Origin of the sequence: Shewanella aegiceratis, assembly GCF_019457495.1 — a bacterium.
Classification (GTDB): Bacteria; Pseudomonadota; Gammaproteobacteria; order Enterobacterales; family Shewanellaceae; genus Shewanella; species Shewanella loihica.
Map to the genome: position 1 here is coordinate 3,691,694 of NZ_CP080416.1, position 17,520 is coordinate 3,709,213.

Below are 17,520 nucleotides of genomic sequence, written 5' to 3' on the forward strand. Positions count from 1 at the left end.
AGAGTTGCGCCATAGTAATAGCTGACCATACTGAGCTTAATATCCCAATAAGTTAGCGACCTAAGCTTGCCGGTATGTACGCCAGAATGAAGTAAAATGACATAAAGTTAGCTAAAGATTCGTTACACAAGAGAAAGGGACATGAGTCGTCGCGGCGACCGCTCAGCTTACGATGCCGCCTGGACTCGACGCAGATAGAGGAATTATCGCTCCATGGGAAAACTGCTCTTAGCCATCGCACTCCTGTTGCTTCCCGGCCTTAGCCACGCCAGCAGCATCTACAAGTGCATCAAGGGCGACAAGGTGGTGTTCAGCCAGACCTCCTGCCCGAAAGAGTTTAAGCAGCACCATATCCAATACCAACTCGGCATCACCACGGAAACCGACAGCGACAAGCCCAAGGAGAAAGTCGACCCTCTGCAGGCGCTGCTCAACAAGCGCACCCTCTCCCAGGAGAAGCTGTTACAGCTGATCGACGCCGAAATCTACCGCCTCAAGCAGGAAAACAGCTATTATGAGATCCTAAGGGCCAGCGAGAAACAGAAACTGGATCGCAAGCGTTACTGGCAGAAACAGGCCAAGGATGACCCTGAGTTTCTCGCCAAGCTCGATGAGATGAACCGCTACTTCGACGGCCTGATCAAGCTCAACGACGACGCCATGCTCATGCTACAGCAACACAAGCTGCGCATCACGCAGGCGCCCGAGCAGGAAGGACAGAGGGAACAGGAAGAGAAGCCCGACAAAGGCGCCCCTCAGGTAGTGCAACACTAGTCGCACAACATTAGCCGTGCAAGATTAGCCGTACAATATGAGTTGCGCAGCATTAGCCGTACAAGATGAATTGTGCAGCACTGGCTGTGATAGATTAGCCTTAAAACGTTAACACATTCTTAATTTGCGTAAGTCGCGAGGTCGCCATGAACAAGACCCAGTTGAGCCTGCTCGTTATCGGCCTGCTTCTGCTGGGATTTTTTATGCGCCAGAGCCTCTTCTCGCCCGCCGATGACTCTCGCGAACTCAATGTCGACAGCTTCGTCGACCATGCCCAATACCTGACGACCCAGAGCGAGGTGATCGCCCCCCTGCTGTGCGCCAAGCTCGCCATCGATATGGGCTTTACCATAGACCAAAACCAGGTTAACCAAGTGCTGCGACAGACCCTCAAGGCCTATGACGACGACAAAGACGCGGCGCTGTATCTGTTTATCTATGTCAAAGGCTACGCCTTCGGCCTGGCCCACAGCATAGAGGACAAACCCGGCGCCTACTTCCACCTCGGTTGCGATAGGGACTATCCCGAAGTCGAGATGCCACCCGAGCAGACTCAGATATGACTCCCCACTGGCCACTCCTGCTCAAGGTCGATTGCGACAAGCAGCTGATGCTGTTAGAGAGCCAGGAAGACTGGCTCGCCGAGCGCGACCATCTTGAGGCCGAGTCCCTGATCCTTATCGACAGCCAGGGCATCTGCTACCACTGCCAAGATGGCGCTCTACGCCCCTCGGGCCAGCAGATACCACTTTCAGCGGTGGTGCTATGGGTCAGCGATTATGCCTGCCAGAATGGTCACTTCTGCAGCGCCAAGATCGGCGCCGACAGCCTGGCGCAGCTGTTCGAGATGGTGCGCTATTTGGAAGATAGCTAGTCGATGCACGCCATGCGTTAAAGAGTACTGCCATAAAAAAGCCCCACCAATGTGGGGCTTTTTAGTTGGATTTGTCTGTCATGAACCAACTAGGTTCTCAAGCCTATGCCACGGCTGATCAGGTAGTAGGCCACCAACCAGAGTCCGGCGCAGAAGCCCAACATGATCGCCACCGACAGGCCGATACTGATGTCGGCATAACCCAGGAAGCCGTAGCGGAACACGTTGATCATATAGACCACAGGGTTCAGCTGCGACACCCCCTGCCAGAAGCTTGGCAGTAGGGTAAGCGAGTAGAAGACGCCGCCCAGATAGGTCAGCGGCGTCAGTACGAAGGTGGGCACTATGCTGATGTCATCATAGCTCTTGGCGAACACGGCGTTGATCAGCCCCCCCAGGGCGAACAGGATAGAGGTCAGCAGTACGGTCAGGGCCACCAAGCCTGCGTGGTGCAGGCTGATATCCACGAAGAACATGGCCACCAGGGTCACTATGGTGCCGACACACAGGCCACGGGCCACACCACCGCCCACGTAACCGGCGATCATCACATAGTGAGGCACGGGCGCGACGATCAGCTCCTCCAGATTACGCTGGAACTTGGCGCTGAAGAAGGATGACGCCACGTTGGAGTAGGAGGCGGTGATCACCGACATCATGATGAGGCCGGGGGCGATAAATTCCATATAGCTTACACCGCCCATCTCGCCGATGCGCTTACCCACCAGGTTACCGAAGATCAGAAAATAGAGGGTCATGGAGATTGCCGGCGGCACCAGGGTCTGCACCCAGATGCGGGTGAAGCGGGTCACCTCCTTGATCAATATGCTCTTAAAGGCGGTAAAGTAGACGTGCTTCATATTCATGCTCATGCCTTTTTACCTCCCTTGCCTTGTTCCACCAACTCCACAAACAGCTCCTCCAGGCGGTTAGCCTTGTTACGCATAGACAACACCTCTATCCCCTGCTCGGTGAGCTGGGCGAACACGCTGTTGATGCTATGGGCCTTCTCCACATCCACCTCTAATGTGTGTGGGTCGGTCAGGCGACAGCTAATTCCGTCGAGGGTCGGCGCCTCGTTGATGTCGGCCTTGAGGTCGAACACGAAGGTCTCCATGTTGAGGCGGCTGAGCAGGGACTTCATGCTGGTGCACTCCACCAGCTCGCCCTTGTCTATGATGCCAATGTTGCGGCACAGCATCTCGGCCTCTTCCAGATAGTGGGTGGTCAAGATGATGGTCACCCCCTGGCGGTTAAGATCCGTCAGGAAGGTCCACATGGAACGTCTGAGCTCGATATCCACCCCGGCGGTGGGCTCATCCAGGATCAGCAGCTTGGGCTCGTGCATCAGGGCGCGGGCAATCATCAGGCGGCGCTTCATGCCACCCGAGAGGGCTCGAGACGGGCTGTTGCGCTTGTCCCACAGATCCAGCTGGCTCAGGTATTTCTTGGCGCGCTCGAAGGCCACCTCGCGGGAGACACCGAAATAACCGGCCTGATTGACCACTATCTGCTGCACAGTCTCAAACTGGTTGAAGTTAAACTCCTGGGGCACCAGGCCGATGGACATCTTGGCCAGCTCCAGCTGGGTGTCGATATCGTGTTCGAACACCTTCACCTTGCCGGAACTCTTCTGCACCAGGGAGCAGATCACACCTATCGTGGTGGACTTGCCGGCACCGTTAGGGCCCAGCAGGGCAAAGAAATCCCCCGCCTCGACCTTAAGGCTGATCCCTTTTACCGCTTCGACACCGCCCTTGTAGGTTTTTCTGAGCGAGTCGATAACTAAAGCATATGGCTCTTTGGTCATTAGTGACTTCCGTTATCCTGATCTTGAAATTGGTATTGGTATGAAAAAACAAAAACTCCCGCACAAAGCAGGAGTTTCAAATCTTAACGACGGCGCGATTAATCTAGGGGTACGACTTTAGCGATGTAAGGCAGGTTGCGATACTGCTCGGCATAGTCGATACCATAGCCGACGATAAACTCATCGGGGATGGTGAAGCCGATAAAGTCTACCGGAACATCAACCTCGCGACGCTCTGGCTTGTCCAGCAAGGTGCAGAGGGCCAGGCTCTTAGGTTCGCGCAGCAGTAGCATCTCGCGCACCTTGTTCAGGGTGTTACCCGAATCGATCAGGTCTTCGACGATCAACACGTCACGGCCTTCGATATCCGACTGCACATCCTTTAGGATCTTCACGTCGCGCGAGCTGGTCATGGCGTTGCCGTAGCTGGATACCGACATGAAATCGATCTCAACGTGGCCCTTGATGCGGCGGCAGAGGTCGGCCATAAAGACCACAGACCCCTTCAGCAGGCCAACCATTAGCAGGCGTTCGCTATTGGCGTAATGGGCATTGATCTGCGCTGCCAGGATATCCAGTTGTTGTTCAATCTCATCTGCCGAGATCATCACTTCGGTAGTGTGTTTCATACTCTTCTCAAATTTGTGTTAATTGTCGCGGTTGTCGGCACTGTGCTTATCATAGCCCCAACGCTTGGTTAACCCGTGGTCGACACCCAGATGGTCTAAGATCCGAGCGACCATGAAGTCTACCAGATCTTCAACCGATTTGGGATCATGATAAAAGCCGGGAGCCGCCGGCATTATGGTGGCGCCGAGGCGCGACAGGGACAGCATATGCTCTAAGTGTATGCTGCTAAAGGGGGTTTCTCTGGGCACTAGGATCAGCTGACCACGCTCTTTTATCACCACATCGGCGGCCCGCTCCAGCAGGCTATTGCTCATCCCCGTGGCCACCGCCGCCAGAGTGCCCGTACTGCAGGGGCAGATCACCATCTGCTTGGGCGCCGCAGAGCCTGAGGCCGGTGGCGAGAACCACTCCTCCTTGCCCAGCACATGCAGCTCACCGGCCACCTCATTGCCGCGCTCGGCAAACAGCGCCAGCAGCTGGGCCTTGGCCTTGTCGCCGTTGGCGCTGAGCTGCAGCCCATGTTCGGTGGCCAGCACCACGCGCGCCGCGCTGGAGATCATCAAAAACACCTGATAATCCGCCATCAAGAGGCATTCCAGCAGCTTGAGTCCGTATGGCGCCCCGCTGGCACCGGTCCAGGCCAGGCTGATCGCCTTGGCCCGCTTGGGATAATTCATATCACTCTCTATGTTGAAGACCCGAGTCTAACCCTTACGGGCTAGACTCAAGCCTTGGTCTCTTCCAGCTTAGCCAGCAGCTTGCCATGCAGGCCGCCAAATCCACCGTTGCTCATCACTATGATGGTATCGCCGGGCCTTGCCGCCGCGGCCACGGTCTCGACCAGCTCATCTATCTGGTATAGCACAGTCACGGGCAACTCGGCCTTGGCCATCGCCGCTTCCACGTCCCAGTCGATATTGTCCGCCTGATACAGGTAGGCGGCATCGGCCAGTGCCATAGAGCCCGCCAGGGTATCCTTATGCACGCCGCGCTTCATGGTGTTAGAGCGCGGCTCCAGCACCACTATGATGCGACCTTCACCCACCTTGGCGCGGCAGCCCTGTAGCGTGGTGGCAATCGCCGTCGGGTGGTGAGCAAAGTCGTCATACACGGCGATATCATTGACAGTGCCGATGAGCTCCATGCGACGCTTTGGCGGCGCGAAGCGGGTCAACGCCTCGATAGCCGCCGCAGGCTTGACGCCCACGTGACGGGCCGCGGCGATCGCCATGGTGGCGTTTTCCACGTTGTGCTGACCGATGAGCGACCAGTCGAGCACGCCCTGAGACTCGCCGTCGAAGAAGACCTCAAAGCTGTGGCCATCCTCGCTCAGCAGCTCGCTATACCAGCCTGGGCTACCCGCCATCAGGTTATAGGTCTCTTGCTCGCTCCAGCAGCCCATGTCGATCACCTCGCGCACCGCATCGCTGGCGGAGGGCCAGATCACCTTGCCCTGACCCGGTACGGTTCTTATTAGGTGATTAAACTGACGCTGGATCGCCTTTAAATCATCGAAAATATCCGCGTGATCGAACTCCAGGTTATTGATCACCAGGGTGCGCGGCTGATAGTGGACAAACTTGGAGCGCTTGTCGAAAAAGGCGCTGTCATACTCGTCCGCCTCCACCACGAAAAAGGGGGAATCTCCCAATCGCGCCGACACGCCAAAGTTTTGCGGCACGCCGCCGATCAAGAAGCCCGGTGCATAGCCGCAATCTTCTAATATCCACGCCAGCATGCTGGAGGTCGATGTCTTGCCATGGGTACCCGACACCGCCAGCACCCAACGATTGGTCAGAATATGTTCGGCCAAAAACTGTGGCCCAGATGTATATTTCAGGCCACGGTTGAGCACAGCCTCGACACAGGGATTGCCACGACTCATGGCATTACCTATCACCACCAGATCCGGCGCATCGTCCTCGTTTTGCCCCAGCTGGCTAGGATCGAAGCCCTGGATCAGTTCTATCCCCTGCTCCTCGAGCTGAGTGCTCATGGGCGGATAGACGTTGGCATCGCTGCCCGTGACCTTGTGACCGTTAGCGCGAGCAAGGAGTGCGAGACCACCCATAAAGGTGCCGCAGATCCCTAAGATATGTACATGCATGGGGTTGGCTCTGGATAGGAATAATCTGGGGGTTATTCTAACGATTCGTGTCACCATTGTCAGTTAACAATGGTTTAAATAACGTTTTGATGGGATGAGACAAGTTGCGGCCTTACGGCCGAGGTAAGTCGTGGGTCTTCAACCCACACCCGACCAAAAGGGGAAAATCGCTTGTTCCCCTTTTGGAAATCCCCCAGCGCCCCAGACGAAGTTGTTGCTCCTCGTGCTTATGGATAAATCGCTACCGCTTCCGAAGGATGCATCCATGCACCTGCGGAAGCTAGTCGGGCATCCATGCCCGCCTCACGCAATTTATTCCAACGCCCTTCGGCAACTTCGATGGGGACTTGTCGTAACCTCTACCTGCAACCTCACTAACTAGAACAAACTTAACTCTGACCCAACTTTTCATTTATAAGTATCATTAATGATCGTGCGCAACGCCGCAATAAGCGGCTAAGTAATAGTTGGCTAAACTTGTGAAGAACGAACATAGCCGACTGTTATGTGTCCGCCTTAATTGCCTTGTTAGGAATATTGGATTCGTTTTCCAAGATTAATAAATCATGAGGTTCAATAAAAGTTAATTGAATTCCTTTATCGTTCAGCATTTGTATTAACTCTTGGTGAACAGAAAACATAGCGTTCATAATAAAATCTAATGTTCTAGCGCTAAAAGTACCATCTGGTGCATCAATTAGGTATTGGGTTTTCAACACATATCGACCACCATAATTTGCAACTGAAAAACTGGAAACTTTAAATGAGTCATTTAGTTTTAATATCATTAATGCTATATCTTCATTAAACTCGTTGAATTCAAAACTGTGAGATTCAATAAGTAGATCCTTTGACTCAATATTTGGTTGAATGAAGAAGTAAGATTTAAAAGTATCATTTAAAAAATCAGTCTCTTCATTATCTTCCATTCCAACAAGAATAAATTCACCATTACTACTGACAATGTGATTTTCATAACCAATATTTTTTAAGGCATTTCCAATGTCTTCTGATGATAGTTCATATTGATTACTTGATTTCTTTTTGAAAGCATTTGAGATTGAAGGAATCAATTCGCTATCAATTTTTTTATTTACTTTTTCCACTTCTTTGAATATTTGATTATGGTTATTTGAGATGACTTCATGTCTTTGCACCTCATTCTCTTCATGTTTTTTTAGGATCTTCATTTGGTTAATAGAAGTAGCTATTAGAATTGCGGTCAACACACCAAATAAAGGCAAAAGAAATTGAATTAAAAAGTCCATTAATAATCTTCCTGAAAAAATATGATTGCTTTGGTTGTTATGGCATAAATGATTGTCATAACGATGATGGTTATTTGTATATTTGTAATTTGAGCTAAATCCAAGTTGTTTTTATGTTCGGAAAAATTCAACGAAAACAACCAAATACAACAAATTAATACTATGACCGGATAAACAAAATAGATAATTGAAGAGGCTATTTTATTTAGTTTGCATTTATTACCTAAGTAATAATCAGTACAAATCGAAGCGACAACAGCGCTTGTAAAAAATAGCAAAGTTCCATCTAAAACTATTTTATTGAAATCTACGTTATATGAAGTAATAACTGCGCCATTGGCTAAAACTATCCATAATTGCAACAAGCCGAAAATCATCGTAAAACAAGTCCACAACAACCCCTTACCAAACGATTTTGAAACCTCTTTCAAATTTAATTACTCCCATGTTGAATATATTCCTAACAGCTTATTAGTGCGCATGCGCGTTTACCTCGTTGGACCAGTGAAAACGCGCACAGTTAACTATCTGTATGTAATGAACTTATCAGCATATTGCCAAATATACCATCTGCAAAAACGCGCATGCGCGTTTTCCAAACCTATTATCTCGAGTAGCCAACACATAACTGATTGATAAAAAATGAATTATATGGATTAGCACGTATATAAACGCGCAAAATTATTTCACTATTTCCCTTGATATTAGAAAATACTAAATAACACTGTATAAATAAACAGCACATTAGAAATGAGGTAATCATGAGTCTAAAAAGCCCATTTCTAATCGGTGTTCAAGAAACAATGCGTATGCGTGGTTACAATATTAGGAATAGTCGGGTCAGAGTAAACTTTTACTTACTTACTGCAAATGCAGGTTGTGGCTACAACAGATCCCCATCGAAGTTGCCGGAGTGGATAGCAGAAAATGACGTGAGACTCACATGGATGTGAGGCTAGCTTCCGGGGGGCTTGGACGCCCCATCGGAAGCGTTAGTCATTTTCAAATAGCCACGTAGGAATCACAACTTCGTCGGGGCGTCAGGGTGGATGCAAGGAGGGCGAGGACGAGCAGTCCTCCTTGCCCGGGTGTGGGATGGAATCCCACGACTTTCTCGGCCGTAAGGCCGTATCCATCCCGACACGGGAAGCTCCCCTCGACGTTAATCCAAACGGAGTTTGGAAAACTCAATTCATGCCGAAAGGCTACACCAACCTTGGTGTGGAACGGAGTTCCACGACTTACCTCGACCGTCAGGTCGCACATCCCTGAGTGTGGGATGGAATCCCACTCCGCTAATCCAAACAAAGTTTGGAAAACGAATGAACGTCCGCATTCATAAAAATATCAACCACTTCCCTAAGTGCCTATACTGCAAGTACAATGATAACTCTTAGGAAAAGTTGGCAAGACCAAAGGAAAGGCGATGACACTGAAGGAAGATGTCAACAAGCTCACTCAGGCCCAGGAGGCGATGCAGTCACAACAGGCATCGGACCGCGCGGCGCTCACGAGTCAATTAGCGGAGTTTAGCCAGCAGCTGGCCGAGCTCAACGCGCGGGTAAATGCCCTTGAGGGTTATGACCAGGCCGAGCATCCAGAGCAGACGCATTCGACGACTGCGCATGCAAATTCAATAGATTCAACCTCGGCATCGGCGCCAAGCCAATCAAGCCAATACTTGCCATGGCAGACTCAGCCAGAGCCGCCACAAGCAGCGCAGACGCAGGCAGAGCCGTTACAGTCAGCGCAGCTAGAGTTAGAGCAGACACCATCACCCCAGCAAGGCGAACTCAGCCAGCAGGCCGATACCAGCTATCGCCACGACGCCTGGCAGCGCCAGACGCCTCAACCACAGGAACAGGCTAAAACTCAACCTTCAGCTCGCTCAACGAAAACCACAAAACAGAAGGCCGCCGTTCCAGGTATTAGCCAACAGCTGACTAACTCGGTGGGGCAGTTGCAGGGCTCGCTCGGGCAGCTGGTTAATTTGCTACTCGGCCCCTTCGGCGGCCTCGGCGAGCAGGCCAAGGCCTTCTATCAACACTATCAGGCCAAGGGACAGGGCGCGGTATTTCTGATGACCCTCGCGGGCATCATCACCCTGACCCTGGGCTTTGGCTACCTGCTGCAATACTCCATCAACCACTGGTTCTCTGAGCTTGGCAAGGCGATGCTAGGGCTAATCACGGCCAACGGGGTGATCGCCGGTGGCCTGTTTATCCGGCGGGCCAGGCCCGGCATGGAGGACTATGCCTCGGGCATAGTGGGCCTTGGGATCATATTAAATTACCTCTGTATCTATTTCCTCGGCCCCTATTTTGAGCTGATCCCTGAGAGCGTCGCCTTCTCGCTGATGCTGGTCAACACCCTGCTGGGTTACGGCCTGGCGATGAAGCTGGAGACCAAGGTGGTGGCCATCATCGCCCTGTGCGGCGGCTCGCTGGCGCCGCTTATGCTGCTCGATGCCAGCCAGGCGCCGCTGCTCTATCTGCCCTACTTGCTGATCATAGGCGTCTGTTCACTGGTGCAGAGTCACAGGCTGAACTGGCCCGTGCTGATCGAGATAACGGCACTGCTGCATATCGCCTGTGTGCAGCTACTAAGCTTCTTCCTGTTTCTGCCGCTGGCACCAATCGACACCATGGCCATGCTTGCGCTGGGATGCGTCAACGCCCTCTTCTATCTCTATGGCCTGGGTAGCCTCTGGCTCCAGACCAAGCGGGAGCCCAGTGCGCGCCTGCTGATGGTGCCCGTGGCCATGCTCTGTTTTACCCTCTATACCCTGGGGGAATTTACCCACTACGCCGGCGAGCTGTTCGCAATCAACGGCGCCATCTGCGCCCTGCTCTATTGGAAGATAAGGCGCGATAGCCTGATTGCGCCGCTGATGCTGGCCGCGGCCGGGGTGTTCGCCGGGGTGGCGGCGCTCTACCTCATCAGCGCCGACCTCCTTGGCTTAGTGCTGTTGATCGAGGCCCTGCTGCTGCTCTGGCTCGGCGCTAAACATGACTTTATCGCCATTCGCACCGAAGCCTATATCCTGTTGGCCATGGGCCTTGGCAGCAACCTGCTGACCCTGTTCGACAGCCTGGCAGTGAGTCACCGCAAGCTGGGTGGTGGCGCGGGAATGACAGATAACCTCATCCTCATTCTCACCCTTACACTAAGCTGCGCCGCCTGTTATCAGGCGATACGCCTGATTGACGCCCTGGGGGATAGACTTGCCGGGGCTGAGCGACTCCTGCGCCGCGCCCTGCAGGGCGTTTTTGGTCAGCTGCTGGCGATCACCGCCCTGTTTATCGGCTACTGCTTGAGCCCAGATATCTATCTCAATTGCCTGCCACTGATCGCCTTGATGCTGCTCTATCTCGGCAGACGAGACGGGCTGCGCTTTACCGAGATCATGGCTTGGTTCTGGCTACTGCCGCTAGGCGGCCTCATCATGCTGGGCATGCTAGAGGCGGGCAGCGTCAACTTTGCCCAGCAGCCCCTCAACGCCAAGTTGGCGCGTATCGAGCTGTTCAGCAGCCTGCTGCTGGCCTACAACTGGTATAAGCGATACACACCTCAGTCGCCGCTGCTAAGTCTGGCCTATTATGTTCAGCTCATCTGTTACCTGGCGCTGCCGCTCCTGCTGCTGCCTAAGGTGCTGCGCAGCTATCTGGAACTGCTACCCATCTACCTCTGGTTGGCCAGCGCCATGGCCCTTGGCCTCGCAAGGTTCGTGCGCCACAGGAGTCTGGTGATCGAGACGCAAGTGTTATGTGCCACGGCCATGCTGTTCACCGCCATTAGCTGTCTGGACAATCAGTGGCAGGGATTAGTCGCTCTCGCCATAGGCGCGCTAGCACTGGGCACAGTGCACGGCCGTTATGAGCAAATGAACCGGCACTGGCGCATATTACTGCGCTTCCCCTGGCAGTTGAGCCCCTTCTATTTTGCCTTGGTCCTGGCCGTTGCCGTACAGACCCTGTCCGGGCTTATCGCCCCGGGTTGGTCCCTGGTATTCCTGGCGTTGACCGGCTACTTTGCCCTGCTGGTCGAGCGCGACAATGCCCTGGGCAGACGTTTCGCCAAAGCGCTGAGACCCGGCTACGATCTCGCCTATGGCCTGCTTCTCCTGCTGCCGCTGGCGCCCATCATATTGCATGGCGATCGCCCCCTGGGGCTGGATATGAGCAGCCTGCTGTTTAGCCTCAGCGAGCTGGGCATATTGGTGGTGCTCGCCTGGTATCTCAGGGGCAAGCGACTCGGCATCGAGTCCCACAAGAAGCTGCTGCCTAAACCTGCCCTGCTGTGGAGCTGGCACAGCCTGCTGGCGGTGAGCTATTTCCTCTGGAGCTATCAGCTGGGGGATCAAATAGCCGCGCCTGTCAGCAGCATCCTGTTGGTGAGCCACGGCAGCGCGCTCATGTTCCTCAGCCTGCGACCGCAACAGACCAGCCTGATACGCATGGCGGGGATCCTCTTCGGCCTCGCCTGTCTCAAGATACTGTTTATCGACATGGCTTCCTTCGTACTGGTGCAGAAGGTGGTCGCCTTCATCGTTATCGGCATTATCCTGCTGACGGTGGCCTACTTCTATCAGAAGCAGAAGAACCGGCTGCAGGCTCTAGGCTAGAGGTTAAAGGTTAAGGAGTTAGGTCGATGCCAAGATTACTGGCATAAAAAAAGAGGAGTCTAGGCTCCTCTTTTTCACTTTAGCTTCAAGCATCTTGGGTCATACCCGAAATGCTTGTTTGGCCATACTTTTGACCTTTTTAATTAGCCATCTTATGCAGCCATATTAGCTCACACGCGCCTTGGCCTTACGGCGACGCAGCAGTGCCAGCGGCAGCAGGCCAAGCAGACCCAAGCCTAAGGCACCACCCGAGCTCGACTCAGGCTGCACAACCTCAGGCTGAGGCGGCGGTGTCGGCTCGACGCCATCGGACTCCACCGTCAGCATGAAGCTGGTGCTGGCGGCATCGCCACTGTGCTCGTTATCGCGCACGGTCACAGTGACCAGGGTGTCACCGTGGAAGTTGGCCTCTGGGATCAGGGTAAAGCTGTTGCCCTGCACCTCGGCTGTGATGTGCTCGCCTGTCACCTCTACCGTGTTAGGCACCTTGTTGGCATCGATATAGCTTACCGTCAGCCCTTCCAGCGGCGTGTTCTCGGCCACAACCTGATCGGCAATCTCGGCGATCTGTATGTTGCCTTGGACGCTGATGGCGTGAATCAGCTGAATCGACGGTGCGCCTTCCAGGTCGTAATCCAGCACTATGTCTTGCACCGTACCGGTCGCCTCAGGCTTGATCACCGCCTTGAAGTTGACCTCCATACGGCTCTGCTCAGGTCCCACATAGTCGAAACAGACCACGAGATCGTCGGCCAGCACCTCATCTAAGTTATCGAAGCCCAGCACCTCATAGAGACCGCCGCCCTTGGCACCTGCCTTGGTCGACCACTGAGTATCGAAACCTTCGAGGAACACGGCCCCCTTGGCCAGATCGGCCCCCAGGTTATCGTAGGCATAGATGATCTCGAACTGACCCGGACGGTCATCGATGCCGCTACGCAGAATCGTTTCGAAATCATACTCTTCGCCTGTGTTCTTATCGGTCACGTTATCGAACTCGAGGAAGAGTAGATCCCCAAGATCTGGACGCTCATCGGCATACTGAGAGGCAATGGTCAGTCCCCACGGATCTTCCCAGTGACGACGATACTTACCTTCGAAGCTACCACGCCAGAATGGCGCCAGCGCCTCGACCAGGAAGCCAGGACCACGGTGCAGCATCATGTACCAGTAGCCCGTGTTGAGCTGCATGGCCCCTACGGTATGCATGCGCAGATAACCGGCGTTCGGCTGATTGTACAGCTCGAACTTGGCGCCTTCCTTGTAGAACAACCAGTCGATAGGCACGTCGAAGGCGCTGCGATAGTCGCCCACAAACCAGTCGGCCAGCGGCTGCATCTTGAACTCACCGAACAGGTCGATATAGCCACCGGTCGAGTACTCGTCGATCATCGGCGTGCGACACATCTTGTCGGTCAGGTTGGTGGTCATCTTGTACTCGCGCTGTACGTCGCGGGTCGATGCCTGCATGCCTGTCAGGGTAAAGCCGCGCTCATCGGCGGTCACCGCCTGAGTCACCTGATCGTTGTTGGTGGTCAGGGTCGCCGGTGCCAGACGCATTCCCTCAGGCAGTTGCAGGGCAAACTGGTACTGACGGTCCTGAGTCTCCATGTTGGCGGCGATCTTCAGGCTGATATCCACCACATCCATGCTACGTGCCTTGTCCTGGCTCACTTCCCAGGTCACCGCATCGTCGGCGCGGCGAATATCCAGGGCGGTGAAGCCCAGGGTGCCCTCGGCGCCCGGCATGTTGCCGAGGTCGAAACCACCATAGTAGATATCACCGGCCTGGGTCTGTGGCAGGTTCCAGTTGATGCCGATCTCATAGTTACCGTTGCCATCGTGCGAGGCTGGACCCGTGATGCTCAGGTTACCGCGATCGTCATCTTCCATGATGATGGCGTAGCCGGTATCCACATCTACTTCACCCTGGCCATAGGCCATGGCGGTAGCAACCCAGTAGGTGCCGGGGGCCGGGTTTTCCAGGCTACAGTAGTTGTGCTCCGCCTGACTGGTTGAGAGACAGACGGTTTCCGCCGAGTATTCCGCCTTGATGGCGCTGCTGTCAGCTTCGCTGTCTGGCACGAAGGTGCCGTTGTCGTTCTCATCCAGACCCACAATCACAAACGGATGAGGCGTGGTGTAGCGCGGGTTGAGATCCTCAAGGGTGCTCACCACTCCGGCCTTCTGCACCTCGACCACTAGACGCTTGGCGCCCTCGGGTACCGTGATGGTGCGGATATCCCAGCCCTTCTCGATATAGTCCTGACGCAGGAAAGGTCCCACGGCGGTCAGACGATTGCTATACACCTCTGGCTTCACCGGGCCGTAGAAGCGCGGCGTCAGCTGGCTATAGGCATCGGTATTCACCGTCAGCATTTCTGTGCCCTGATCCCTGGTGATCTCAAAATGATGTGACACGGGCAGTTGCTCACCACTGGTGGCCACCACCACAGGCATGTGCACCTCTGGTGCTCTGTCACCCTGCTCCTTCAACACCACCTGGCCGTTGAAGAAGGTGTCCTTGTTGAGCACAGCATCCCACGGGCCATCGGCCTCTTCGGGATCGACCTTGATCTCTATCTTGCTCGGCGGTGTCGCCGTCACGATAATGCTCTGGGTCTCGCCCGCCTTGAGGGAGAACTGCGCCGGCGATACCGTCAGCTCGAAGCCCTCCTCCTTACCGATACCCTCAACCGTCCAGGTACCGTCGCGGGTCGCCTTGACCGTACGCATCCAGCTACAGGTGTCGGTACACTCCATCTCCACCATAGAGGGGATGTTGAGCCAGTTCACCAGGCCGCCGTTGGTCGGGTCGGCATTGCGGTAGTTTTCGACAGTCTCATCCATCAACAGGCCGGTATCTGCGGCGCGCGCCACGTTGATCGCCCCCGCCCCGGCCATGAAGTTGTAGTAAGGCTCAATCAGCTGATAACCGGTGTTGAGCATCACTGGACCCGCCGTTAGCATCAGTGCCGATTGGATCTCCGCCGGTGTCCAGTCTGGATGGATCTGACTCAGCAGTGTCATGGCGCCGGTCACATGAGGCGTCGCCATCGAGGTACCGCTCATGAAGGTCCAGTCAGAGGCCGTCGGTGAGTAGGTGAAGGGTTGATCGTCGGCGTTAGCCGCATAGATATCGACACCCGGCGCCGTCAGATCCGGTACCAAGGTGTTATTGGTGCGGCTCGGCCCCATGGAGCTGAAGGTCGCCAGGTTGTTGCCCAGCTCGGCGTCCAAGTAATAGTCGTTGCTATAGTCTGAGATGGTCGCACGGGCGGCCTCGCCGTTACGGTTGACCCAGTTACGCAGCTTGTAGCGCTCGGCGGCCTTGATCTGAATGCCAGGCAGCACGAAGTTATCCGCCACCAGGTTGTCCGCCGAGTAGCTGATGTTTTGCAGGATGAAACCACCTGCGCCACCGGCCGCCACGTTCTTGGCCTTGTCGACACGAGCAATGTCACCGCGCTCACACACCACGATCTGGTCGCTGGTGAAGGTACCGGCAGGGAAAGGCGCATTACAGCTGGCGGCGTTATAGCCATCGTTAAGATCCGGGTCGGCATATTTCTCAGCCATCACCACCTGGCCCGTGATACCACCGGAGAAGCTCTTACCCTGCATTGGCGCCGTTGGCGCGCTTACCCCCTCGAACTCACCTAGGGTCTTCAACCCGGCGTCGAGCTGACGATCATGGGTGCTGGCACCTACGGTAGTCACCCAAGGCGAGCTGTGATCCGACGACCAGTAGGCGCCGTTGTTACCCGCCGCCACGGCGACAGAGATCCCCGCCTCACGGGCCGCCAGGAAGGCAAGCTCCATGGGATCGGCCCACGGCAGAGACTCGGCGCCGCCGATAGAGAAGTTGATGGCATCGACGCCATCGGCTATCGCATCTTCAAATGCCGACAGGATCGCCGACTCGGGACAGCCCGCATAGGGGTCGCCACTGCCACCGGGCCAACAGACCTGATAGGCGATGATATGGGCGCGGGGCGCCACACCGCTGGTTTGTGGGAAGTTAAAGGGCACATTGATGCCGTCGCTGGTCGCCTCGCCGCTGAAGGTTTGCAGCGGGGTGTCGGTCAGAGTGTTACCCGCGACTGTGCTGGCGGTGTGAGAGCCGTGGCCGTTATAGTCTTCGCCATTGGCAGGGCGGATCATCACGGGGCGGCCGCCGGTTTGAAACTCGGGCGCCGCATAGATGTCGGTGATCTCCGGATAAGAGTGCAGACCGATCAGCTTGTTATTACACAGCTCTGGCGAGTCGACACAATCACCCACGCCGTTGTCGGCGCCAAAGGGGTTAGTCGTGGCGTAGGCCTCATCGTCGGCAAACGCCGGGTGATCTGTGTTGATTCCCGTGTCTATGATCCCCACGACCATGCCTTCACCCTTGGCGGCCAGGCTACCCGAGGTTGCCGTGCCCTGCCACACCTTGTCGGCGCCGATGAACTCGGGGCCACGGTCGGTGCGCAGCTGGAACACGCGGTTAGGCGAGATGCGGGTGACGCCACGCTGATGAGACATCTTGATGGCATCTTCCTGGGTCATCTCAACCACCATGGCATTGCTCGCCAGGGTGAACTGCTTAGTCACCTTCACCGAGGCGCCGGCCTGACGGGCGCTGGCGATAAACTTATCCTGCTTGGACACCAGGTATTGCTTGTAGGCCTGAGCCGAGGCGGTGTTGACCGCGACTCGGCCCTTGGCGATCACTGAGCGGTTTTTGGGCGCCGTGGTGGCGGCGTAGCCAGGCACGTCACCGGCATAGGTGGCGAGCGGCTCGGCATCGAGCTGAACGATATAGGTCTGCACGCCGCTGGCTTTTTCCGATGGCGTGAAGATCTCCTCAGGCGTGCGCGCCTTCTTGACGCGGTTGATCTGCCCAGGTGTGCCCAGGTAGACCTCGCCACTCAACTCGAGTTGACGTTCCTCGTTGACCCGCTGAATATCTTCGGCGGTAAAGGTCGGGGTGTAGAAGCTGGTGCCAGGCACCTTCTCCATCCCCGGCTGGGCGATGGCAATCGAGCCCGCCCCGGCGAGATAGAGCGCGGTCAGACTGGCGACGGCGCTTCGCTTAAACATTTGTTGGGTACGCATTGATATTCCTTTGAAATCATAAGCTTATTATTTTTCATGCATTTACATGCGCATTAGGTATATCAAACGACGTCAAAGAAAAACGTACCTTTATGTAACATTTGGGCTACATCTGAGCCGTTAATCGACCCGTATTTACCCTAGAAAAAGTGACCATGGAAAACCCTTACTGTCTCCCGGACATAGTGACTCAAGCTAGGTGTGGCTCGCCGCGCAACAGCTCCTACCAACAAGCCGCTGCCGGCTAAACAGATCCTCTGGGCTAAGGGAATTAAGCTCACGGCGATCTGTCCCCTGCGCCCGCGGCCCACAGTCACTAGTCCCCCTAGG

At 55.0% G+C, this 17,520-nt stretch carries 12 protein-coding genes; 4 read left to right on the forward strand and 8 right to left on the reverse strand.

Features of this window, described 5'->3' with window-relative positions:
* Nucleotides 1-213 precede the first annotated feature (213 nt).
* The 3 genes from K0H80_RS16085 to K0H80_RS16095 all read left to right on the forward strand — a co-directional run bounded on the left by K0H80_RS16085 (nucleotide 214) and on the right by K0H80_RS16095 (nucleotide 1,648).
* Nucleotides 214-774, forward strand: coding sequence for a DUF4124 domain-containing protein (locus tag K0H80_RS16085; protein WP_220072245.1), 561 nt, complete (start codon nucleotides 214-216; stop codon nucleotides 772-774).
* Nucleotides 775-920: 146 nt separating this feature from the next.
* Nucleotides 921-1,337, forward strand: a complete 417-nt coding sequence (locus K0H80_RS16090; protein ID WP_220072246.1) for a hypothetical protein — start codon at nucleotides 921-923, stop codon at nucleotides 1,335-1,337.
* The gene (locus tag K0H80_RS16095) at nucleotides 1,334-1,648 is read left to right on the forward strand and encodes a DUF4144 family protein (protein ID WP_220072247.1); all 315 of its coding nucleotides are present in this window, start codon (nucleotides 1,334-1,336) and stop codon (nucleotides 1,646-1,648) included. The genes K0H80_RS16090 and K0H80_RS16095 overlap by 4 nt, the downstream gene beginning before the upstream one ends.
* A gap of 89 nt (nucleotides 1,649-1,737) precedes the next feature.
* On the opposite strand, the gene K0H80_RS16100 is transcribed toward K0H80_RS16095, so the two are convergent.
* From K0H80_RS16100 to K0H80_RS16130, 7 genes are all read right to left on the reverse strand, one after another.
* A complete protein-coding gene (locus K0H80_RS16100) occupies nucleotides 1,738-2,508 on the reverse strand; it encodes an ABC transporter permease (protein WP_220074012.1) in 771 nt (256 codons plus the stop codon).
* Nucleotides 2,509-2,516: 8 nt separating this feature from the next.
* A complete protein-coding gene (locus tag K0H80_RS16105; RefSeq protein WP_220072248.1) occupies nucleotides 2,517-3,458 on the reverse strand; it encodes an ABC transporter ATP-binding protein in 942 nt (313 codons plus the stop codon).
* A gap of 98 nt (nucleotides 3,459-3,556) precedes the next feature.
* A complete protein-coding gene (hpt, locus tag K0H80_RS16110) occupies nucleotides 3,557-4,087 on the reverse strand; it encodes a hypoxanthine phosphoribosyltransferase (RefSeq protein ID WP_011866938.1) in 531 nt (176 codons plus the stop codon).
* Nucleotides 4,088-4,105: 18 nt separating this feature from the next.
* Complete coding sequence (locus K0H80_RS16115) at nucleotides 4,106-4,765, reverse strand: flavin prenyltransferase UbiX (RefSeq protein ID WP_220043297.1); 660 nt, start codon at nucleotides 4,763-4,765, stop codon at nucleotides 4,106-4,108.
* Between the two features lie 47 nt (nucleotides 4,766-4,812).
* The gene (mpl, locus tag K0H80_RS16120; protein ID WP_220072249.1) at nucleotides 4,813-6,195 is read right to left on the reverse strand and encodes a UDP-N-acetylmuramate:L-alanyl-gamma-D-glutamyl-meso-diaminopimelate ligase; all 1,383 of its coding nucleotides are present in this window, start codon (nucleotides 6,193-6,195) and stop codon (nucleotides 4,813-4,815) included.
* Nucleotides 6,196-6,698: 503 nt separating this feature from the next.
* Nucleotides 6,699-7,463 carry a hypothetical protein gene (locus K0H80_RS16125; protein ID WP_220072250.1) on the reverse strand — a complete coding sequence of 255 codons (765 nt, stop codon included), beginning with the start codon at nucleotides 7,461-7,463 and terminating at the stop codon, nucleotides 6,699-6,701.
* Complete coding sequence (locus K0H80_RS16130; RefSeq protein WP_220072251.1) at nucleotides 7,463-7,894, reverse strand: hypothetical protein; 432 nt, start codon at nucleotides 7,892-7,894, stop codon at nucleotides 7,463-7,465. The genes K0H80_RS16125 and K0H80_RS16130 overlap by 1 nt, the downstream gene beginning before the upstream one ends.
* Nucleotides 7,895-8,889: 995 nt before the next feature.
* On the opposite strand from K0H80_RS16130, the gene K0H80_RS16135 reads away from it, so the two are divergent.
* Nucleotides 8,890-12,087: a DUF2339 domain-containing protein gene (locus K0H80_RS16135; RefSeq protein WP_220072252.1), complete on the forward strand. Its 3,198-nt coding sequence runs from the start codon at nucleotides 8,890-8,892 to the stop codon at nucleotides 12,085-12,087.
* Nucleotides 12,088-12,252: 165 nt separating this feature from the next.
* Here K0H80_RS16135 and K0H80_RS16140 read toward each other — a convergent pair whose 3' ends face one another.
* Nucleotides 12,253-17,190 (reverse strand): S8 family serine peptidase, encoded by a 4,938-nt coding sequence (locus K0H80_RS16140; RefSeq protein WP_220072253.1) that lies wholly within the window; start codon nucleotides 17,188-17,190, stop codon nucleotides 12,253-12,255.
* Between the last annotated feature and the right edge of the window lie 330 nt (nucleotides 17,191-17,520).